The following is a 21,067-nucleotide window of genomic DNA, read 5'->3' as shown; positions in this document are numbered from 1 at the left end:
TATCGGATGAATATGAAACGCTATTATAAACTAGCAGTTGCTGTTATGAGTATTCTCCTGCTAACACTCTTCACTGTCCCTGCTGCACTGCCGGTCAGTGCGAAGACGGCGGGCTCCTCTCAGGATGGGGAGCTTACGCCATCAGGTATCCCTTACACAGAGCTTGGGCAGCAGATTGATGCGCTAGTGGGCACCTATATTGCCAAATCAAGTCCGGGGGCGGCAGTCGTAATAACCCGGGGCGACAAGATCATCTTCTCCAAGGGCTATGGCTTTGCTAATGTGGAGAAAAAGACACCTGTAGACCCAGGAGCCACAATATTCGAATATGGTTCGATTAACAAGCTGTTTGTCTGGACCTCGGTGATGCAGCTGGTTGAAGAAGGGAAGATCAAGCTGGACGAGGACATCCGTGAATACTTGCCGGATCCGTTTGTGAAGAAGCTGCGTTATGATAAGCCGATTACCATGCTTGATTTAATGAGCCATACGGCCGGATTTGAGCAGCATCCTTCTCCTTTGTTCATCAAGTCTCCGGAGCATCTCGAATCTTTGGAACAGGCGCTGCTGTCCTCGCAGCCAAAGCAAATCTACGAGCCTGGTAAAGTGATAGCTTACTCCAATTTTGGTACAGCCTTAGCGGGCTATGTAGTGGAATCGTTAAGCGGTCAGCCTTTTTCCGAATACGAAATGAACCAGATCCTTCTTCCGCTGGGGATGAATCACACCTCCGGCCATCCAGCATCGGCCGATCGTCCGGAGTTGCTGAGCGCGGAAGCGACGGGTTACGCTATGGCAGAAGAAGGCGGGTTTGATACAAGGGAGAAGTATTATACCCCTCTATATCCAGCGGGAGGGATGAGAGGGACGGCGGAGGACCTGGCACGGTTTGCCATGGCGCTAACCGCTCCGGATAGCCCGCTGTTTGCTAAGCCGCAGACGCTGCAGACTTTTCTAAAGCCAAGTTACACTGTGCATGAAGATGTTCCTTCCAATGCACACGGCTTCTGGCAGTATAGCGCCAAGCCCTATGCTGTTGGACACGGCGGTAATGTCATGGGCTTCTCTGGCGACTTTGCCGTTGTACCTGAAGAGCGGCTTGGAATTATTGTTTTAACTAACACTGAAGTGGAGCCGGTGATTACAGCAGGAGTCATGAACCTGATGCTGGGCAGCCAAGCTAAGGAGCCGGGAGCACAGCCGCCGGCTTCGGGCATGGTACCATCCAGTCAAATAGCAGGGGATTATGTCCTTGCCCAGAGCACTTATTCAACAGTTCATGAATTTCTGAACTATAAGGATGCGATTACAATACAGGCTAAGGGAGAACATGATCTGACTCTGTCTTATATGGAATTAACGGGAGATTACAAGCAGGTCAGCCCCTCGATATTCATGCCGGACAGCAGCACGAGCCCCGTGTTTCAGAAGCTGGCACCCATTCTGTATGCTGAAATGGCGAATGACAAAGTAGTTAGGCTCAGCAAAGGCAAGGCGACGGACTTACTGCCGGTGAAGCCCAGCCGCTCATCAGGGGCCCTTACCGCTTACAAAGTGGGCGCTGGTGTGACTGCCGTGTTCTTTGGTCTAGCTTTATTGGGAATGCCTCTTAGCTGGTTGGTTCGCAAGCGGAAAGGAGCAGCAGTTTCAAGGGCATCAAGCGGGTTGTTTGCCGGCGGAGTTCTATGTGCTTCGGCGCTTATATTAAATGTGCTGCTAATGCTATCGCGCCTCAAGAGCAACCCGGAATTCAGCATTGGACAGTTAAACTTTGAGATCATATTGAACTGGATTTTAGTTGTTCTAGCAGGGCTATTGTGGATCGGCTCTTTGCTTATCCGAAGCCAGGTCAAGCTATCTATGGCTCATAAAGTATTTCGGATTGCAGCCGTTCTTTTGCTTGGTGGTTTTGTCGTGCTGATAGCTGATTGGCACTTCTTTCATCTCATTGTATAAAATCTGCTAGCAGGTCTCTCGTAGGTCCCCTTGGACACTGTTGTGTGTGCTGCCTCGGCATATCGTTTTAGTGGCCTTAGCATATCCAAGAGCCGCCTAGTGTTCTATACTAGGAGACACTAACCAACATGCGAAAAATGCGGAGGGAAACACATGGAATCGCTGAAGATCGAGCAGATCCCTTGGGGGACGCCAGCTTATGAAGCAGGACTACAGCTTAGGGATGCTGTACTCAGACGGCCGCTGGGCTTGGCGATTGAGGATGACGACCTGCAAGGCGAAGCAAGGGACATTCATATCCGGGCGATTGGGGCGAGCCAAGCCACACTAGGTGTTTTACTGCTGCGGCGGGTGGATGAATACACGCTGCAGATGAAGCAGGTTGCTGTTGCCGAGTTCAGCAGAGGACAGGGTGTAGGCAAGCAGCTAGTCCGGTTCTCCGAAGAGCTGGGGGCCGCCCGAGGCTATCACAGCATCATGCTGCATGCCCGGGAAGCGGCGGTGCCGTTCTACAGCAAGCTGGGCTATGAGCCAGAAGGCGAGATGTTTATGGAGGTAGGCATCCGTCATCAGAGAATGTTGAAGAGGCTAGTATAATGCTAAGCAGCTTCCCATGCATAATTTTCCCGTTCTGAACCATCCTATGGAAGACAGGACCACTTCAGAAGGGAGAGTTATCGTTCATGAAACGTTACGATTCCAGTCTGCAAGCAGGCAGCACAATAGCTCAGGCACAAAATTCAGTGAACAAGCTTCATAATGCTATCTCCCAAGCTCTCAGTCATCCGACCGAGAAAACTCGGCGTCAGGCGGAGAACAGTCTGATGCACACCGAGCAGGCGGTAGACCAGGCTGCCAAGTCCCTGGGCGGCCAAGGTGTAGAATTGGCTGAAGAGATGCTGGTGGAGGAGAAGCACCGGTTTGTGAAGCTGAATCCGTACAAGAGATATTAATGCTTCTGATCGGTTTCTGTTAGGAGGCTGCCCGCCTGGGCGGCCTTTTTTGTGCTGTGAAGCGGAATTACCTTTTGATTTTTCCGCCTGATTATACATATCATAGAAAATGGCAATTGTTTATCTTGTGAATTCTGATTACAGCAGTCTTTCGTCTTGTTGGAAGGTAAAGGACAAGCACAGGGGGAGTTCTTAAAATGCAAATTTTTAAAAGCGCTTTCAGAAACTTAGGCATCCACTACAAAACGCTGCTGTTAATTTCTTTGCTGATGCTGGCGAGCTTCCTTATTTTTGCGGCAGTGTTAAGCTATGTCTTTCGAATCTATGACGACCAAATCTACAGGAGAACTTCAGAGGTGCTGAATATGTCCTCCATCGGGATTGAGAATCAGCTGAGGGATTTGGAGGTCCTCACCTTCAAGGTCGCGTCCGATGAGCAGCTGCAGAGCAATTTGCGGGGACTGCAGAAGGAGACCTCGCCCTATGTCCGGATGATTCTTCAGAAGAAGATCACCAATAGGCTGATCGCCCTGGCCGGATCGGAGAAATATGTATACACCATGATGCTGCTGGACAATCAAGGGAACGTCATGGCAGCAGGCAACCGGGAAGGCATACCGCAGAAGCTTCGTGCGGATCTCATAGGGTTAGCCGAGGCGAAGAGCGGCTCCAATGTCTGGTATGCGCCAGGAGACTCCTCGCTGCTAGCCGCCCGCCAGGTCAAGTCCTATACGGGATCTACCTTTACACTGGATGGGCTGGGAACGCTCATGGTCAAGATTAGAATAGACCGTATTGTGAACGACCGTGTGAAGGATCAGGACAGCGGCCAGCTGATGATTACGGACGGATATAAGATCATTTATCCCGAAGCTCCGCTGCTGAAGCGTTCGGAGATTCAAGCCGAGCTGCTGCGCGGCAAGCCGTACGGTATCTCCTCTTATGAGCAAGGGAGTTATTTTACTACCCAGGTGCGTTCAGGATATACGAGCTGGACCTACCTGCACGCAACTCCCTTTGACGCAATGTTCCACAGCATCATGCTGATCAAGCAGCTGGTGACATTCATCTTCATCGTCATGCTGCTGGTGGCCGTTGTGCTGGGAGTGAAGCTGTCCCTGAGCATTACTAGGCCGATTCAGCGTCTGATCGGCAAGATGCGCATGATTGAACAGGGGAATCTGGACAGGCTGGAGGAGGAGTCGCTTGGCCGTGTGCCGCCCTCTACACAGAATGAAGTAGGGCTTCTTCATCGAACGTATAAGATGATGATCCGAAGAATCAGGGAACTCATTGACGAGAACTATACGAAGCAGCTGCTGCTGAGAGAGACCGAGCTCAAAGCCCTTCAGGCGCAGATCAACCCCCATTTTCTATATAACACGCTGGAATCCGTGAACTGGCTCGCCAAAATGAACAAGCAGCATAAAATTTCGGAGATGGTCGAGGCGCTGGCCTTCCTGCTGCGTAGTGCGGTCAACTTTCAGGAGCAGCTTATTCCGTTATCACGGGAGCTGGAAATCGTGCGGAGCTATGTTACCATCCAGCAGACCCGGTTTGAAGAGCGCCTGCTGTTCCATCTGGAGATTGAGGAGGGGACCGAGGAGGCGCTGATTCCAAAGCTTACGCTGCAGCCGCTGGTGGAGAATGCGATTCATTATGCATTGGAGCCGCGCATTGAGCCTTGCCGAATCTTTATCCACGTTCGCTGTGTTCAAGGCGTTCTGGAGATTCGGGTGGAAGACGATGGACCGGGCATGACTCCTGAGTTCCTTGAGCAGCTTGCGGCAGGGACCATCCAGACCCGGGGCCAAGGCATTGGCCTGGCCAACATTAAGGAACGAATCCAGTTAACCTATGGCCTGGCATGGGGCTTGGAGCTTACGAGCGTTCCCAATCAGGGGACGGCAGTGGAGATCAGGCTTCCCTATACGAAGGAGAAGGAGAAGGAGGAGACAAAGGATGTACAAAGTGCTGCTGGTTGATGATGAACGCATGATCCTGGACGGAATTTCGAAGGTAGTGGATTGGAGCAGGGCGGGCTGTGAGCTGGCGGGTACAGCTCGCAATGGGCTGGATGCCTATGAACAGATTACCGGGTGTCCCCCGGATATTGTGATCAGCGATATTGCCATGCCGGGGCTTGACGGGATTGGGCTTGTCGCCAGAACGCATGAATGCTATCCGGAGATCCGGTTTATTATGCTGTCAGGCTATAAGGACTTTGACTATGCCCGCCAGGCTATGCAATATGGCGTCAAGCATTATTTGCTGAAGCCCTGCAATGAAGAGCAGATACTTGATGCTTTGACAGAGCTGGCTGCCGAGAAGGGGGAACAGCAGGAGCGCGAGCAATTTGTGCGCAGGATGAAGCAGGACTTCGAGAGAATGCTGCCCCATGTGAAGGCGCAGTTCCTGAAGGAGTTCATCACCAACAAAACCTATGGCAGCCGTGACTTGGAATATTACCAGCAGCTGTTCGGCCTTACGCTTCAGCACAAGCCGGTCCGGGTGCTCTTAATGCGGGTGGAGGAGCCGTATGAGCCTGAGCATCTGTTCGCCCTCCAGAATATTGCCGCCGACCTGCTGCCAGCGGTGCTTCTAAGCACAACAATACAAGGGCAGGTGCTGCTGGTGGTTTCGGATGAGTCAGGCGGTCAGGATTCAGCCGAAGTGATCAGCAGCATTCATCAGGTTCGGGCTGCATTTCATAAATTCTACAGGCTGGAAGTCACTGCTGCCGTGAGCGAACAGGACAAGATGATCAGGCTGCGCAGCCTTTACCGTGAGACGCTGCAATATATGAGCCACCGTTTTTATACCGGCGAGGGCAGCTTGATTACCAAGGAGGACCTGGTCGCAATAGATCTCCAGAAGAATGGGACCGACTTGGATCTGGATGAGGATAAACTGTGCCTTCTCGTCAAATCAGGGAACAGGGAGGAGGCCAGGGAAGAGGTCGAGCGGCTGTTCGGTCTGCTCGGACAGCACAGGCTTGATATTGCCGTCACCCGCTCGTATGTGCTGCAGCTGTATGCGGCTATGATCCGGATTTGCCCGGAGGAGGAGCAGGCTGGCTTTACTTCCCGGATGGGCGAGCTTGCCCGGATGCAGACGCTGGCTGAGCTGGAGACCGCAGTCAAGGAGGCCGCCGAATCACTAACTTTGGCTTATTACAAGAACAACATGAGCCGGCAGTCCTCCACGGTGAACAAGATGCTGGCCATCATTGAGGAGAATTACAGCAATCCTGAACTGTCCCTTAGCGGAGTGGCAGGTCAAATGCTGTATATGAACGCCGATTATTTAGGCAAGATCTTCAAGAAGGTGACGGGCGAAAGCTTCTCGCATTATGTGAACAGGTACCGGGTTCAGCAGGCGGCGGAGCATATCCGGCTCAGCGGGGATGTGAAGGTGTTCGAGCTGGCGGACCTGTTCGGGTTCGGCGGCAATGCGCAGTATTTCAGCCAAGTATTCAAAAAATGGACGGGGGTCACGCCCTCCGATTATATTAAGTCCCATTCCTAAGCTAGGCCCATGTCCCCCCTCTGATTTTTGGAGGAAGGAAGCCGGATTTGTGTATTCAAATGCCAAAGGGGATTTGCGACAATAAAGCCAGGAGCTAATGGAAGCGTTAACAACAATGATATAAGCCTTAACCACAGCCTGCTCTGCTCCATCTCAAGAACAGTGAAAAGGGGAGAACGGTGTGAAGAGAAAAGGACTACTGATCATAGTTGCCTTGTTATTGCTGCTCACGACGGCTTGCGGAGGATCCGGCGGCGGAGAATCGGCCAAGGGCTCGGGTGATGAACCCGTCACGCTGCGCATTGCTTGGTGGGGATCCGACAAACGTCACGAATACACACAGCAGGTCATTGACCTGTATAAGAAGGACCATCCTAACGTCAAGATCGACGTAGAATACGCCTCCTTTGATGATTATTGGAAGAAGCTTGCCCCGCAGGCTGCGGCTAACCAGCTGCCAGACATTATGCAGATGGATATCTCTTATATCAGCCAATACGCTCAGAACGGCCAGCTCGCCGACCTCACCTCCCTTTTGAACAGTACGATTCAGGTTGGAGATGTGGCGGAAAGCGTGCTGAAGACGGGTGTCATTCAGGAAAAACAATACGGCATTCCTACAGGGGTAAATGTGCTTGGCTATCAATACGTTCCGGAAATGGCTCAGAAAGCCGGGGTAGAGATTCCGGCCAGCTGGACCTGGGATGAATATAAGGAAATTGCGAAGAAGGCTGGAGGCAACGGATTCTACTTTGACAGTTCGATGGCGGCTGATATCTTCTTCAACTACTACCTCCGGACGAAGGGACTCTCCCTGTATAACAAGGAGGGCACGGCGCTCGGATATGATGACGACCAGCTGTTCATTGACTTCTTCGGCGGGCTTGCCGATGTCATGAAGGCAGGCGGTGCGCCTACGCCTGATGTGAACAGCCAGACCAAGGGGATTCTGGAAGAATCCCAGATTGTAAAGGGCAAGCAGGTGGGAGAATGGCAGTGGTCCAACCAGTATGTGGCTCTGCAGCAGGTTGTGAACAAGCCGATGAAGATGGCGGCCATGTTCGGGCCGGATATGGAGAAGGGCATTTACATGCAGCCTACGATGTACTGGTCGGTCGCTTCAAGCTCCAAGGTGAAGGAAGAAGCCGCGAAGTTCATTGATTTCTACACGAACAATGTGGAAGCTAACAAGCTGATTAAGGGAGAGCGCGGAGTGCCGATTTCCGCGAAGATCAAGGATGCTGTGGCCTCTGAGCTGAACGAGGCGACCAAGCAGGTGTTTGATTTTGTCGCGGAGATGGAGCCGAAGGCCTCGCCAATGAGCCCGCCGCCTCCAGTTGGTTCACCAGAAGTGATCGCTACGCTAACCGACTATGTCGAACAGATTAACTTCGGGAAGATGACCCCGCAGGACGGAGCCGCTAAATTCCGAAGCGATGCGAACAGCATCCTCTCCAACAATAAGTGACTTTAGGCACCGCCAATGCACTACAAATCCTGTAAGGAAGCTGACCCGGCAAAAGTTCAAGCTAAGCCGGGCAGCCTTCATCTAAGGAGGCATGAGGCATCTTGCGACACAAGTATTCCCTGCGGGCCAACATGACCGGCTATGCGTTCATTAGTCCGTTTATTATCGGATTTCTGGCCTTTACCTTGATCCCTATGTTTGTGTCTCTGTATTTGTCCTTCACCAGCTACAACCTGTTTACGCCTCCCCGCTGGGTAGGACTAGATAACTTTGAGAAAATGTTCACTGCTGACCCCAAGTATTGGAACTCTGTAAAAGTCACCTTCCTCTATGTGGTGATCGGGGTGCCGTTCCGGCTCATGTTCGCCCTCTTCATCGCCATGCTGCTGAATACAAAATCTCGCATGGTCGGGACCTACCGCACGCTTTATTACCTGCCCTCCATTATCGGGGGCAGCGTGGCGGTCTCCATCATGTGGCGCAATATCTTCAGCAACGAAGGCGTCATCAATACGCTGCTCGGTGCGCTGGGTGCGCAGCCGGTGCAGTGGTTCGGCGACCCCAACGCTGCTCTGGTGATGTTGATTGCTCTCTCTGTCTGGCAATTCGGTTCCTCCATGCTGATCTTCCTCGCCGGGCTGAAGAATATTCCTTATGAGATGTACGAGGCTTCCAGCGTAGACGGGGCAGGCCCGGTCCGCAAATTTTTCAGCATTACGCTGCCGCTGCTCAGCCCGATCATTCTGTTTAACCTGATCATGCAGACGATCAGCGCATTCATGACCTTTGTTCCGGCCTACATTATTTCCAAGGGCGAGGGCGGACCGATGGACGGGACGATGCTGTATTCCCTGTACCTGTTCAGACAGGCATTTATGTTCAACAACATGGGCTATGCTTCTGCGATGGCGTGGGTGATGCTGATCATGATTGCAATCTTGACGGCCGTGCTATTCATGACCTCGAAGTTCTGGGTGTTCTATGAGACGGAAAGGGGGCGCTGATGGCCTATGACATGGAAATGGGTTAAATGGCCGGTCTATCACTTGTGCGTGGCCGCACTGGCCATCCTGATGTTATACCCGGTGCTGTGGATGCTGTTCAGCTCCTTCAAGGAAAGCCGGACGATCTTCTCCACCTCGGGCCGCCTCTTTCCCGCCGAATGGATCTGGAACAACTATGTAACGGGCTGGCAGGGGATATCCGGCTACAGCTTCGGAAGATATATTTATAACTCCCTTGTGCTGGTGGTGATTGCGACCATCGGAGCGGTGATCTCCTCTTCGTTGGTAGCCTTTGGCTTTGCCCGCTTGAAGTTCGTCGGCCGCAATCTCTGGTTCGCCTTGATGATGGTGACCCTGATGCTGCCGCATGATGTAGTGCTGGTTCCGCAGTACATCATCTTCACTAAGCTGGGCTGGCTGAACACCATCCTCCCGATTGTGGTGCCTGCCTTCTTCGGGATGCCCTTCTTCATCTTCCTGATGATTCAATTCATCCGGACCATTCCGTCCGAGCTGGATGAGGCGGCAACGATTGACGGGTGCGGCAAATTCCGTCTGTATTTGCAGATCATTATGCCCCTGCTTAAATCATCGCTGGCTACGGCTGCAATATTCTCCTTCTACTGGAGATGGGAGGATCTGCTCGGTCCGGTGCTGTATCTGAACTCACCTGAGAAATATACGGTGTCCATGGCGCTTAAGATGTTCCTCGACAGCGAATCCACGTCCAACTGGGGCGGAATGTTCGCGATGTCCATTGTCAGCCTGGTTCCTGTCATCTTGGTCTTCTTCCTCTTCCAGAAGCAGATTGTTGAAGGGATGAGTACCAGCGGCCTCAAGGGCTAGCGTGTATTGGATTCACAGCAAATGGAGGGAAAGCGACCATGGCGAAAAAGGAAAAGCAAGCCCAGGCAGTGCCCGGCAGCCCCAGGCAGCCCGTCGTCAGAAGGTTTGACTTCGGGCCGGGCGAAGCGGCCCCCGGCTACACGGGGGTAGCCCCGGACTGCCAGTATGATGCAGCGCGGGGCTATGGCTTCGAAGATATCACCCGCGTCTATGGCCGGGAGCGCACTCACCGGCCAGGCACAGCAGCCGGCGGCAGCCTGGGCGAGGGTGGCGGGGTGGCTGGAGCGGCTGGAGCAGCAGGAGCGGCCGGCACCTCCCCGATCCAGGACCGCCTTCGGCGCAGCTTCTGCATTCCGCTGGGCACGGCCTTTGTCATTGATGTCCCGGATGGGGTCTATCAGGTAGCCATCTGCCTGGGCGACAGGCTAGCGGAGACCCATACCCTGATCCGGGCCGGGGAAGGGAAGCAGGTGCTGCCCGAGCTCCGGACCTTGCCGGGCCAATGGGCAGAGGAGCGGTTCTCCCTGGCTGTCCGCGGCGGAAGGCTGCGGATCATCGTATCCGGGGAAGCGCCGCGGCTGAATGCGATCGAGGTGACGGAGGCTCCGGAGACGCTGAGGCTTATGCTGGCCGGAGACTCCACCGTTGCCGATCAGCCCGAGGCCGGCTACCCCTATGCCGGCTGGGGGCAGATGCTGCCCGCCTTGTTCAAGCATGACGTGTGCGTGGATAATCACGCCGTCTCCGGCAGAAGCTCGAAGAGCTTCATAGATGAAGGACGGCTCGACGCCATGCTGCGTGAGCTGAAGGCCGGGGACTTCTTGTTCATCCAGTTCGGGCATAATGATGAGAAGAGCGATACAGCCCGCAGGACCGATCCTTCCACTACATACAAGGAGTATTTGCAGCGCTATGTGGATGGGGCAAAGGACTGCGGAGCGCAACCGGTGCTGGTTACACCGGTAGTGCGGCGGTATTTTGACGAGGAAGGGAAGCTGACTGATACGCACGAAGCTTATACCGCAGCGGTTCGCGAGCTGAGTGAGGCCTGCCAAGTGCCGCTGATCGATCTGGCGGAGCTGACACATGCGCTCGTTCAACAGGAAGGCGTAGAGGGCAGCAGGAACTTGTATATGTGGGTATATCCGGGAGAGTATCGCAGCTTCCCATCCGGTGTCCAGGATAACACTCATTTTCAGGCCTCAGGTGCCGCTAAAGTAGCGGAACTGGTGGCTGCATCGATTCGGAGGCTTGAGCTGCAGCCGCTGTGGATGTATTTGCGAGTCAATGAAGCAGGGGAAAGGAGTCGAGATGACGATGCCAAAGCTGGTATTTGATGAGGAACAGGTCCGAAAGGTGATTGACCGGGTCGTGGAGCGGACGTTCAACATGGACTTCAGCTGGGATTGGCCCGGAGGTGTAGCCTTTTACGGGGTATGTGAAGCTTATGAAGCGACAGGCAATGAGGACTATCTGGTCAAGCTGAAGGAATGGGTAGACGATAACATGGAGGACGGCCTGCCGCGCTTGTCCGTGAACGGCGTGTCCATCGGACACAGTCTGCTGACACTGTATCAGGCGACCGGGGAAGAGAAGTACCTGGATATCGCCAAGGAGATGGCGGATTTTCTGGCAAGCAAGGCCGAGCGGTTTGCGGATGGGATTTTTCAGCATACGGTGAACTCGCTGCATGATGTATTTCCACAGCAGGCTTGGGTGGATACGATGTTCATGGCCGGATATTACCTGCTGCGGATCGGTCATCTGCTGGGGAACAAGGAGTATTTCGAGGATGGCTTGAAGCAATATCATGGACACGAGGAGTTCCTTCAGGACCCGGATACCAATCTGTATTACCATGGATGGGACCATGGGAGTCAGAACCATCTATCCGGCATTTATTGGGCGCGGGGCAATTCCTGGGCGGCCTTGACGATGGCGAAGGCGCTGAAGTTCATCGAGGTGCAGCATCCTTCTTATATGATTATTGACGGCTCACTGCGAGATCAGCTGAGTGCCCTGGTAAGGCTGCAGTCACCGGAGGGGTTATGGCATACCGTGTTGAACGACGAGTCCTCGTATCTGGAAGTATCCGGGTCTGCCGGGATCGGAGCAGCACTTCTGATGCAGGGGCGCCTGTACAATAAGTATTCGCAAAAAACAATCGACGGCATCCTTTCCCGGATTAAGGAGGATGGCACGGTGACAGATGTGTCTGCCGGAACGGCCATTATGAAGGATATTGAGGGTTATCGCAATGTCCCCTATAAGCGGATTCAGGGATGGGGGCAGGGTCTGGCGCTGACGTTCCTGGCCGAGCTGTTGCGGACGAAGGAGAATCCCTTTGGATAAGCGGGAGGAATTGCAGAAGGTGGGGGACTCAAGGCCGCCTGTGTCCAAGGGCAGCTGCTGCTGGGTCATTCCGGACGGATATATCCCGCCGGAGAGCTCGGGCAAGCTTGCGAGTCACGAGAGCATCTGTGTCCTGAACTGCGGGCCCAATGATGTCCGCTTGCGGATGGATATCTACTTTGAGGACCGCGAGCCGCTGGAGGGAATTGAGGCGGTGGTGGAGAGCCGCAGAACCCGGCATCTGCGGACTTCACAGCTTGTGAAGGATGGAGAGAGCATCCCGGCGGGGGTTCCCTACGCCATCACGGTCGAGAGTGACGAGCCAGTGATCGTGCAGTACAGCCGGCTGGATACGACACAGCCGGAGCTTGCTTTGATGAGCGTCATGGCTCATCCCTTATAACGCGCAGCCGCTAAAGGGGCTCCTGCGCTTACAGCAGGACAAGAACAGCCCGTGACAGGGAGGGATCGGTGATCCCCTCTCGCGGGCTGTTTGGCGTGCGGCAAGCTATGCGGCAAGCCGTGCAGTACCCATGCAGTACCCCATGCAGCTATCCATGTGATCAACCTTACAGCCCCCGTTCGGCAGGCTGTTCAGTATTTCGTTGACGCAAGCCATGCTGCAGCACCTAGTGAGGCAAGCCGCACAGTACTCTGCTTGAGGCAACTTGCGCAACAACCGGCGAGGCAACCTGTTGAAGCCTGCGCAGTATTCGATGCGGTCAGTCTCTGCAGTATCTCGTGAGTCAATCAGGCGAGCCCCCCTGTTAGGAACTCCGGGCAATATCCCATGCGGGCAACCCGGGCAGCATCCCGTGCCTGTTTATAGGCGACGGGAAGAGAGGCAAGACTGTTTGCTAAGCTTGCCCCTAGGCCTCCTTCAACAGCAAAAAAAATGAAATAAAACGGCTTTACTTTCCTATTCGGTTATGCTACATTAATTTCGATAAATATCGAAATTAAAGCCGTGCAGAAAGGAGCGCACCCAAGATGAACGAACAAGCCGATATACAGCAAGCCGTTAAGATCTATAAGGCACTTGGAGAACCTACCCGGTTAAAGATCGCTCTGCTGCTGCAAGAAGAAAGCGACCAATGCTGTTCTGTGCTGGGTGACAAATTGAAGTCGGTGGCTATATCGACGCTTTCCCATCACCTGAAGCAAATGGCAGAGTCCGGACTGCTGACTTCACGGAAAGAGGGAACGTTTATTTACTACAGCCTGGATCGCGAAGTTGCAGAGAAATACGCCCCTTATCTGCTTAAATAACATCTTTTTTTTGCCTTTAATTTCGATATTTGTAGAAGTATAAAAATTAAAGGAAAGAGGTTTTGATTCATGACAAGCGTATGGAAAGTGTATGTGTTAGCACTGGTCAGCTTTCTGGTAGGTACTTCGGAATATATCATTTCTGGTATCCTGGACCAGATTGCCGCTGCGATGGGAGTTAGCGTTGCCGCCGCAGGCCAGCTGATTACGGTATTTTCATTAGCCTATGCGATCGGCACACCGATCATCATGGCTGCTACAGCAAAGCTGGATAGACGTAAGCTCATGCTGTATGCGCTCGGACTATTTATTTTAGGCAATCTATTGTCCTTTGCTCTGCCTAGCTTTGAGCTCTTCTTAGCTGCGCGGATTGTCATGGCGCTTGGAGCAGGAACCGTGGTCGTCACTGCGCTCAGCATTGCTGCAAAAATTGCTCCTTCCGGCAAACAGGCCAGCTCGATTGCAACGGTCACCATGGGATTTACAGCTTCGCTGATTATTGGCGTTCCGCTTGGCCGGGTCATCGCCTCCGCCTTGGACTGGAAGGCAGTGTTCCTTGGGATCGGATTGGCCGGACTTCTAGCCATGGTTATCCTTGCTGTAGCTATTCCTTCTGTGCAGGGAGATGCGCCGGTGCCTCTGCTTAAGCAGTTTGCCCTTTTAAAAAATCCTAAAGTGGCGCTTGGTCTTATCATCACCTTCTTCTGGCTTGGGGGGTACTCGATTGCTTATACGTATATTTCGCCTTATTTGCTCGACTACGCCAAAATTCCGGAGGATTTGCTAAGCGCAGCACTGCTTGCCTTCGGGATCGCCAGCTTGTTTGGATCGAAGGTAGGGGGCTACACTGCTGACAAACGGGGCATAGCTGCGACCCTGCTTGGGGGCATGGGGCTGCATATCGTTGCACTGGCTGCGCTGCCGTTTGTTGCCCATTCCATTCCGTTGTTATTTGTATTTTTGATTCTGTGGTCCTTTGCCGCTTGGAGCACCGGCCCGACTCAGCAGTACAATCTGGTCACCGTGATGCCGGAGTCTTCCGGGGTCATGCTCAGCCTGAATCAGTCCACCATGCAGCTCTCCATGGCTGCAGGGGCCGGAGTTGGCGGGATTGCTGTCACTCATGTCTCTCTGGGCTCCATCACCTGGTTTGGTGTTGCCGGGGTATTCATTGCCGTGCTAGCGGTTATGTTCATGTTCAAGGCCAAGTCCAAGTCCCGTAAGGCTGCTATGGAAACAGCTTAATCGCTCCAGGATTGCCGTTGCTCCGTTCCGGGTATATCACCAGTAGAGCTAGAACAGAGATTACCTTAATGGGTAATTCCATTAGACACCAGGGAGGATGGCAGCATGCAGTGGAAGGGAAGAAGGGGAAGCTCGAATGTTGAAGATCGGCGGGGAATGGGCGGCAAAGCCCTGATTGGTGGCGGATTGGGAGTTGGCGGGGTCATTATCTACCTGATCGTGACCCTGCTCGGCGGCAATGCTGGAGACCTGATGAGGGGTCTGACTGGGACGAATTCAGGCGGCTCTGCATCTTACACCGAGACGGCGCAGGAGAAGGAGCTGGCGCAGTTCGTCTCCGTAGTGCTTGCGGATACCGAGGATGTCTGGACCAAGGTGTTTCAGGAGAGAGGAATGACCTACGAGAAGCCTACACTTGTCCTCTATACGGACACCGTACAGTCCGCGTGCGGGGTATCGGGTGCAGCAGCGGGTCCCTTCTATTGTCCCGGAGATCGTAAGCTGTATATTGACCTCAGCTTCTATGATGAGCTTCAGCAGGAGTTCCAGGCACCGGGAGACTTCGCGATGGCGTATGTCATCGCGCATGAGGTGGGGCATCACGTACAGACCTTGCTTGGCACATCGGATCGTCTTGCACAGCTTCGGCAGCAGCTGAGTCAGACGGAATATAATAAGTTCCAAGTACGCTTTGAACTGCAAGCCGATTATTTGGCCGGCGTATGGGCGCATTATACGAAGGAGCAGAACCTGCTTGACGAGGGCGATATAGATGAAGCATTGACCGCTGCCAGTGCGGTCGGCGATGACAATATTCAGAAGAAGGCTCGAGGGTATGTCGTGCCCGAGAGCTTCACTCATGGATCGTCGGAACAGCGGAAGCGGTGGTTCTACAAAGGATTCGAGAATGGCACGATCGAAGGCGGGGATACGTTTAATGCTTCCGGCTTGTAATCCGAAAATTGGCGGGTAGCGAAACAAAACAGCGGCAAGGCGCGTTCAATATACTGGAATGGAAATATAAGGGTTATTTTCAAGATGAGTATACCTTTTGAGAAGGAGAATGTTTTCAATGAAGAAGACTGCCGCTTTACTGGCGGGTGCTTTACTGGTGGGCAGCATGGGTTATTCCTCCGCCGCCGCAGCCCAAAGCTCGCCGAATCCCTCGCCCCGCATATCGGCTGCCATAACGGGCAGTGTGCCGAATACGGCGCTGTATCAACCTGTAAAATATAAATTCACCAAGGCTGTATCCCAAAGCGCGGTAACCTGGAAGGGCAACCAGCTTACTCTAATGGCCCTGAAGACGGTGGCCAACTCCGAGGAAGTGGTGAATCCGGAGCAGAAGGTTCTGGGCTCTATGAACTTGACTTATGGGGACAAGAAATTCACCATTCCATTCAGTGAAAGGCCAGTGGACATCCGCAGCCTGTCCTTGTCTGCCTCCAAGGATTATTTGGCCGTGAGTGCGGAATATAGTGCGGGCAGCAAGCTGTACATTGTGAACTTAAGCACCGGCAAGTTTGTCATCCTGAATGACGTTCTGGAGGCTAAAGGTAAGGGATTTGTGGAGTCCGTCAGTGCGTTTAACTGGGCCCCTTCCGGCAGCCAGCTGGCCTTCGCCTACGGGGATACTTCCGAGAGCTATCCCGCTCTATACGATGCCAAGACTGGGAAGCTGACCTCTATCTATTCCAAAGTCAAGTACATCAGCACAGCTGCGGTCTTGTGGCATAAGAACGGCAAGGGCTTCGACTTTATCAGCGAGTCGCCGTCCGACCGCTTCAAGCTGTACAGGTATTCTGTGGGCGGCGCCATCAAGGCAGTGAAGACGATTGAGAGGAACGACATGGCCAAATGGCTGAAATTCGATTCCAAACAAGCCTAAGCTCTGCTTAGGGAGTAGTTAGAGGAATCAAGTAAATGAGTGAAGCAGCTCCGAAAACCGCGGGGCTGCTTTTTTGTCCTTGCCGCTTAGGGAAGGATGTCTGAACCTTTATCTGGGCACCCGCATAGCATATACCAACTTTGCAGCAGAAGAAGGGCGGGGAATCATAATGCTGGAGATCGAACTCACAGCCATTCATTACGTCTACTTGGCGTTTATCGGGCTGATCTTAGCGTTCCTGATCATGCGCCGGGATACCACGGTAATCTGCGTGGCAGGCATCTTCACTTTGGGCCTGCTTGCAACGCAGACGATTAGCGGGTCGGTATCCGGCGTTTTTAATTCTTTTATTTATGCGACCAAAGAGCTTATGGGGACGATTCTAATTATCTCCATCATCGTGGCGATGAGCCGGGTGTTGATTGCGACCGGGATTAACGAGAGAATGGTTGCACCCCTGACCCGGTACATTCGCAGCCCGGGGATTGCTTATTGGGGTATCGGATTTATTATGCTGGTGACTTCTTTGTTCTTCTGGCCTTCTCCCGCGGTGGCTCTGATTGGAGCCGTCCTGCTGCCGGTGGCGCTTCGCGCCGGGCTGCCGGCCTTAGGAGCAGCGATGGCTATGAACTTGTTCGGACATGGCATTGCCCTGTCAGGAGACTATATTATCCAGGGTGCTCCGAAGCTGACGGCTGATGCGGCGGGGCTTCCGGTTGCAAGTGTGATGGAGGCAAGCGTACCTTTGGTCGCCGTGATGGGACTGGTCTCTACCTTGGTCGCCTTCTGGATGATGCGCAGAGACATGAAGCGGGGCACTTGGAGGGATGGGCGGGTGGCAGGAGATGCAGCAGGCAGGACCGCTATGGCGAAGGAGGAAGCGGGACATAAGGTATATCTGAATCCCCGGGTCAGACTGACCCTGGCCATTCTCATTCCGCTGCTGTTCCTCGCAGATGTGGCGGCCATGTTCGCACTGAGCCTGCAAGGCGGCGATGCCACGGCCCTGGTAGGCGGAACCGCCATCCTCATTCTGATTGCGGTCACGCTTCTCTCACACCCTAAGCATAAGTTCGAGAAGGTGACTTCTTACCTGATCGACGGCCTGATGTTTGGCTTCAAGGTGTTCGGCCCGGTTATTCCGATTGCGGCCTTCTTTTATCTTGGTGATGCAGCCTTTGCAGAGCTGTTCGGCAAGGTGCTGCCTGAAGGCTCCCAAGGCATAGTAAATGACTTGGGCATTGCCCTCGCGCACCATGTGCCGCTGAACAGCACCGTGGGAGCCGTGACCGCTACGGCCACCGGAGCGATAACCGGGCTCGACGGCTCCGGCTTCTCGGGCATCTCGCTGGCCGGCTCCATCGGGCAGCTGTTCGCGGCCGCAACGCATTCGGACGCGGCGACGCTCACCGCGCTGGGGCAGGTGGCCGCCATCTGGGTTGGCGGCGGCACACTGATCCCCTGGGCGCTCATCCCGGCCGCGGCGATCTGCGGGGTCAGCCCGTTCGAGCTGGCCCGCCGCAACCTGAAGCCAGTGCTGATCGGCCTCGCGGTGACGACACTCACGGCCATTCTTCTGCTCTAAAAGCGGCAGGCAGAAGGCAACACAGTAGACAGCGGGCAGCAGAAGGCAGCGGACCGTGGGCAGCGGGCGGCAGGCGGCAGGAGAATCAGACGCCATGCTTCAGATCAGCCCTCACGGCTCTCATGGCTCCTGCTGCAGAAATACGATCAGCTCGGTACGGCTGCTGAGCTCCAGCTTGTCCAGAATATGCGACACATAGTTCTTCACGGTTCCCTCGGTCAAGTATAAAGCTTCGCCGATGGCCTTGTTGCTCTTGCCCTGCTGGACCTCTCTGGCGACCTCAAGTTCTCTTGGGGTCAAGAGCTCGGAGAGGTCTTGACGCGGGGACGGCGGGCTTGCGCTCTCTGTGCTCATCCTGTGCAGCGCATGAACTACCTTGGAGGAGACCTGCGGATTGAGCAGCAGATTCCCATCCCGGGCAGCGAGAATGGATTTTATAATCTCTTTGGAGCTGGAATCCTTCAGGATGTAGCCGGAGGCGCCGCCTTTCAGACCGTTGAAAATATACTCATCCTCATCAAAGGTGGTCAGAATGATCACTTTGATATCCGGGTACTGCTCCTTTACGGCCCTCGTCGCCTCGATGCCGTCCATGACGGGCATGCGGATGTCCATCAGAATCACATCCGCACTTGCCGTCTTCAGCAGCTCCAGCAGCTCCTGCCCATGTGATGTCTCGCCCACCACACGGATATCCTCATATAAGCTCAATATCATCTTTAAACCGTCCCGCACCATTTCCTGATCATCTGCAATGATGATATCTATCATTCATATCTTCTCCTTTCCTGTAACATACGGAAGCTCTGCGGCAACGATAAAGCCGCCGCTTTGCCCGGAGCTGAACTGCACCGTGCCTTGAAGCAGCCGGATTCGATCCTCAATCCCGCTTAGGCCGTGGGATTTGACGATCCGGGTACAGCCCGCACCGTCATTCTCCACGGTGACCTTCAACATGGAACTCTCCTCGCTGGCTTCGATCCTAATATTGAACTGCTCGGCCTGTCCGTGCTTCAGCCCGTTCGTCACCGCTTCCTGTACCGTCTTGTAGATTCCATCCTTGAGGTCGGGAAGGGCCTCTTCGCAGGCAGGGTCAAACTTCAGGTCGAACTTCAGGTTGCTGACCGTCTTCATGCTCTGGATCAGTTCATTTAAGGCCTCCTGCAGCTGCATGCTGCGGCTGTGAGCATCTTCCTTCAGAGCGGAAACGGCCTTGCGCAGTGAAGACATGGCAGACTGCGATATATCCAGCGCTTTATCAATAGCCTCGGCTGAGCGGTCCGGCCGGTTGTCTAGCACCTGGCCTGCGAATTCCAAATGCATCCGCAGCGCTACAAGAGAATGGCCAAGATTGTCATGAAGCTCTTGAGCGATATTCGTCCGTTCCTTGACGATGGTGATTTCCTTCAGCTGCTTAGCATTCTCCAAGAGCTTCGTGTTTGCGGTGAGCAGCTCCTCATTTAGTATCTTGACCTTGTTCTTCTCCAGCTGGTTCTGCCGGAAGAGGAAGACGACGAGCAGGGTGGCCAGATAGGAAAGCGGCATGTCCTGAAGGCTGGCATTTAATGAGTAGCCAAGCCCGAGATAGACCAAGGCATGAAGGGCGAGCAGCCACAGCCTGATCGAGGCGGCGCCCATAAACATTTCAAAGATAGGAAAGATATAATAGACATTCGTGGCAAAGGTGTCCAGTGCGTAGATGTATGCACCAATAGATAAAATACTGACCGCAAGCGACAGCTGATCCAGCATACTGTTCTTTCGGCTTCTGAGGAAGCATACCCGCAGCAGATCGTTCAGCTGGATCAGAAGGAGGCCTAGCAGCAGCCCTATCCGTTGGATTAGGGAGAAATGTCCATAGGTCAGTACGTCGGTGGCTATGGTCAGCACCATGACAATCCGTAGCATCCAGATGGCCATATTTGTGTTTGCCAGATTCATGAGAGGTCATCCTTTTTTAAGTTTCTTATTCTAGTAGTATACAAGTGCAGGGTACCCCCGGCATAGATGACGAAAGTAACGGGTGCAATGATGACTAAGGTTTGTAGGCACGGCGGGCGGATGAATTTACAATGGAATTCAAGCAAATCGATGAAGACAGGAGAGGAATTCCATTGAATGATTCACCGCAAACCCGAACGTATGGCAAAGTTCCATTTCTTTATGCACTAACTGTCCTTATTATCACTTGGGCGATTGCCTCTATTCTATTTATAGATCCCGAAAAAGGGATGCGCTATTTTGCAGTAGTGATGGCCGTACCGGCTCTTACCGCCCTTTACTTTAACAAGAAATACGGTACCGGAATGGCCTGCTTCAGCCAGCGTATGAACGCTAAGGCTCTAGCCTTCGGGATTCTATTCCCGCTTCTATTTATAGTGTTATCTGCTGTGATCGCCGGAATGAGCGGCATGGCACAGTCTCACGCTGCCCAGTGGTTCTCTGTGAACCATGTGGTTGCGATGATCGTGACCATATTTGTTAACCTGTTCACCGTGCTTGGCGAAGAATACGGCTGGCGCGGCTACCTGCTGCCGAAGCTGACAGCGGATTATGGCAAAGTTAAGGCCGTCCTCATGGTGGGCATCATCTGGGCGTTGTATCATGCCCCGGTGGTATACCTCTTAGCTAAAGCAACGGGCATGGAGCACCCGTTACTAGTCACAGCTGTTCAGTCAGCCGGTGTCTTTGTGCTCAACATCCCGTTTGCCTACTGCTTCTATCTGTCGGGTAATTTGATTCCTGTGCTGTTCTTCCACTCGGTGTGGAACGTGGTGAACACAACGGTTCTCGGTGATATCTATAAGAACACTCAGGGGATCATGCATGGCGATCTGCTGACGATTAACGGAGAGGGACTGTTAGGACTTGTACTGGGATTGGTTGTCCTATTATTGTACTGCATGTTCCGCATAAAGGCGGTAATCAGGAGGCCGCTGGCAGGGAAGCAGCAGTAGATATGCTATAAAAAAA

Annotated in this window: 19 protein-coding genes; 17 read left to right on the top strand and 2 right to left on the bottom strand. The window is 53.6% G+C overall.

Going from position 1 to position 21,067, the window contains the following annotated elements:
• The first annotated feature begins 6 nt into the window (after window positions 1-6).
• From DCC85_RS21650 to DCC85_RS21575, 16 genes are all read left to right on the top strand, one after another.
• Window positions 7-1,956, top strand: a complete 1,950-nt coding sequence (locus DCC85_RS21650; protein ID WP_108467430.1) for a serine hydrolase domain-containing protein — start codon at window positions 7-9, stop codon at window positions 1,954-1,956.
• A gap of 153 nt (window positions 1,957-2,109) precedes the next feature.
• Entirely contained in the window at window positions 2,110-2,553 is a 444-nt protein-coding gene (locus tag DCC85_RS21645; RefSeq protein ID WP_108467429.1) for a GNAT family N-acetyltransferase, read from the top strand.
• A gap of 86 nt (window positions 2,554-2,639) precedes the next feature.
• The gene (locus DCC85_RS21640) at window positions 2,640-2,909 is read left to right on the top strand and encodes a hypothetical protein (RefSeq protein ID WP_108467428.1); all 270 of its coding nucleotides are present in this window, start codon (window positions 2,640-2,642) and stop codon (window positions 2,907-2,909) included.
• 197 nt (window positions 2,910-3,106) lie between these two features.
• Window positions 3,107-4,894 carry a cache domain-containing sensor histidine kinase gene (locus DCC85_RS21635; protein WP_108467427.1) on the top strand — a complete coding sequence of 596 codons (1,788 nt, stop codon included), beginning with the start codon at window positions 3,107-3,109 and terminating at the stop codon, window positions 4,892-4,894.
• Window positions 4,872-6,437: a response regulator transcription factor gene (locus tag DCC85_RS21630; RefSeq protein WP_108467426.1), complete on the top strand. Its 1,566-nt coding sequence runs from the start codon at window positions 4,872-4,874 to the stop codon at window positions 6,435-6,437. Before DCC85_RS21635 ends, DCC85_RS21630 begins: the two co-directional genes overlap by 23 nt.
• Window positions 6,438-6,618: 181 nt before the next feature.
• A complete protein-coding gene (locus tag DCC85_RS21625; protein WP_108467425.1) occupies window positions 6,619-7,905 on the top strand; it encodes an ABC transporter substrate-binding protein in 1,287 nt (428 codons plus the stop codon).
• A 131-nt stretch (window positions 7,906-8,036) separates the two neighbouring features.
• Window positions 8,037-8,909 carry a carbohydrate ABC transporter permease gene (locus DCC85_RS21620; protein WP_108468008.1) on the top strand — a complete coding sequence of 291 codons (873 nt, stop codon included), beginning with the start codon at window positions 8,037-8,039 and terminating at the stop codon, window positions 8,907-8,909.
• Window positions 8,910-8,915: 6 nt separating this feature from the next.
• Complete coding sequence (locus DCC85_RS21615) at window positions 8,916-9,755, top strand: carbohydrate ABC transporter permease (protein WP_108467424.1); 840 nt, start codon at window positions 8,916-8,918, stop codon at window positions 9,753-9,755.
• A gap of 38 nt (window positions 9,756-9,793) precedes the next feature.
• Window positions 9,794-11,092, top strand: a complete 1,299-nt coding sequence (locus DCC85_RS21610) for a rhamnogalacturonan acetylesterase (RefSeq protein WP_108467423.1) — start codon at window positions 9,794-9,796, stop codon at window positions 11,090-11,092.
• A complete protein-coding gene (locus tag DCC85_RS21605) occupies window positions 11,073-12,107 on the top strand; it encodes a glycoside hydrolase family 88/105 protein (protein ID WP_108467422.1) in 1,035 nt (344 codons plus the stop codon). Before DCC85_RS21610 ends, DCC85_RS21605 begins: the two co-directional genes overlap by 20 nt.
• On the top strand, window positions 12,100-12,510 hold the full coding sequence (locus DCC85_RS21600) for a sensory rhodopsin transducer (protein WP_108467421.1): 411 nt from the start codon (window positions 12,100-12,102) through the stop codon (window positions 12,508-12,510). Before DCC85_RS21605 ends, DCC85_RS21600 begins: the two co-directional genes overlap by 8 nt.
• A 587-nt stretch (window positions 12,511-13,097) precedes the next feature.
• On the top strand, window positions 13,098-13,376 hold the full coding sequence (locus DCC85_RS21595; RefSeq protein ID WP_108467420.1) for an ArsR/SmtB family transcription factor: 279 nt from the start codon (window positions 13,098-13,100) through the stop codon (window positions 13,374-13,376).
• Window positions 13,377-13,445: 69 nt separating this feature from the next.
• Window positions 13,446-14,621, top strand: coding sequence for an MFS transporter (locus DCC85_RS21590; RefSeq protein ID WP_108467419.1), 1,176 nt, complete (start codon window positions 13,446-13,448; stop codon window positions 14,619-14,621).
• Window positions 14,622-14,726: 105 nt separating this feature from the next.
• Window positions 14,727-15,575, top strand: coding sequence for a KPN_02809 family neutral zinc metallopeptidase (gene ypfJ, locus DCC85_RS21585; RefSeq protein WP_108467418.1), 849 nt, complete (start codon window positions 14,727-14,729; stop codon window positions 15,573-15,575).
• Window positions 15,576-15,693: 118 nt separating this feature from the next.
• On the top strand, window positions 15,694-16,509 hold the full coding sequence (locus DCC85_RS21580; protein WP_108467417.1) for a TolB-like translocation protein: 816 nt from the start codon (window positions 15,694-15,696) through the stop codon (window positions 16,507-16,509).
• Between the two features lie 172 nt (window positions 16,510-16,681).
• Complete coding sequence (locus DCC85_RS21575; protein ID WP_108468007.1) at window positions 16,682-18,094, top strand: hypothetical protein; 1,413 nt, start codon at window positions 16,682-16,684, stop codon at window positions 18,092-18,094.
• Between the two features lie 120 nt (window positions 18,095-18,214).
• On the opposite strand, the gene DCC85_RS21570 is transcribed toward DCC85_RS21575, so the two are convergent.
• On the bottom strand, window positions 18,215-18,862 hold the full coding sequence (locus DCC85_RS21570; protein ID WP_199910037.1) for a response regulator transcription factor: 648 nt from the start codon (window positions 18,860-18,862) through the stop codon (window positions 18,215-18,217).
• Window positions 18,863-18,865: 3 nt separating this feature from the next.
• Window positions 18,866-20,035 (bottom strand): sensor histidine kinase, encoded by a 1,170-nt coding sequence (locus DCC85_RS21565; RefSeq protein ID WP_108467415.1) that lies wholly within the window; start codon window positions 20,033-20,035, stop codon window positions 18,866-18,868.
• Window positions 20,036-20,208: 173 nt separating this feature from the next.
• Between DCC85_RS21565 and DCC85_RS21560 the strand changes: the two genes are divergently transcribed.
• Entirely contained in the window at window positions 20,209-21,051 is an 843-nt protein-coding gene (locus tag DCC85_RS21560) for a CPBP family intramembrane glutamic endopeptidase (RefSeq protein WP_159081949.1), read from the top strand.
• Window positions 21,052-21,067 lie beyond the last annotated feature (16 nt).

This window comes from Paenibacillus sp. CAA11 (assembly GCF_003060825.1).
In the GTDB taxonomy this organism is placed as follows: domain Bacteria; phylum Bacillota; class Bacilli; order Paenibacillales; family Paenibacillaceae; genus Fontibacillus.
This window is presented reverse-complemented; position numbering and strand designations above follow the sequence as displayed.

Bases quoted from the DNA above. Each gene is read 5' to 3' on its own strand.
- DCC85_RS21650 (WP_108467430.1), top strand. From the start codon at position 7: ATGAATATGAAACGCTATTATAAACTAGCAGTTGCTGTTATGAGTATT.
- DCC85_RS21645 (WP_108467429.1), top strand. From the start codon at position 2,110: ATGGAATCGCTGAAGATCGAGCAGATCCCTTGGGGGACGCCAGCTTAT.
- DCC85_RS21640 (WP_108467428.1), top strand. From the start codon at position 2,640: ATGAAACGTTACGATTCCAGTCTGCAAGCAGGCAGCACAATAGCTCAG.
- DCC85_RS21635 (WP_108467427.1), top strand. From the start codon at position 3,107: ATGCAAATTTTTAAAAGCGCTTTCAGAAACTTAGGCATCCACTACAAA.
- DCC85_RS21630 (WP_108467426.1), top strand. From the start codon at position 4,872: ATGTACAAAGTGCTGCTGGTTGATGATGAACGCATGATCCTGGACGGA.
- DCC85_RS21620 (WP_108468008.1), top strand. From the start codon at position 8,037: ATGACCGGCTATGCGTTCATTAGTCCGTTTATTATCGGATTTCTGGCC.
- DCC85_RS21615 (WP_108467424.1), top strand. From the start codon at position 8,916: ATGACATGGAAATGGGTTAAATGGCCGGTCTATCACTTGTGCGTGGCC.
- DCC85_RS21610 (WP_108467423.1), top strand. From the start codon at position 9,794: ATGGCGAAAAAGGAAAAGCAAGCCCAGGCAGTGCCCGGCAGCCCCAGG.
- DCC85_RS21605 (WP_108467422.1), top strand. From the start codon at position 11,073: ATGCCAAAGCTGGTATTTGATGAGGAACAGGTCCGAAAGGTGATTGAC.
- DCC85_RS21595 (WP_108467420.1), top strand. From the start codon at position 13,098: ATGAACGAACAAGCCGATATACAGCAAGCCGTTAAGATCTATAAGGCA.
- DCC85_RS21590 (WP_108467419.1), top strand. From the start codon at position 13,446: ATGACAAGCGTATGGAAAGTGTATGTGTTAGCACTGGTCAGCTTTCTG.
- ypfJ (WP_108467418.1), top strand. From the start codon at position 14,727: ATGCAGTGGAAGGGAAGAAGGGGAAGCTCGAATGTTGAAGATCGGCGG.
- DCC85_RS21580 (WP_108467417.1), top strand. From the start codon at position 15,694: ATGAAGAAGACTGCCGCTTTACTGGCGGGTGCTTTACTGGTGGGCAGC.
- DCC85_RS21565 (WP_108467415.1), bottom strand. From the start codon at position 20,035: ATGAATCTGGCAAACACAAATATGGCCATCTGGATGCTACGGATTGTC.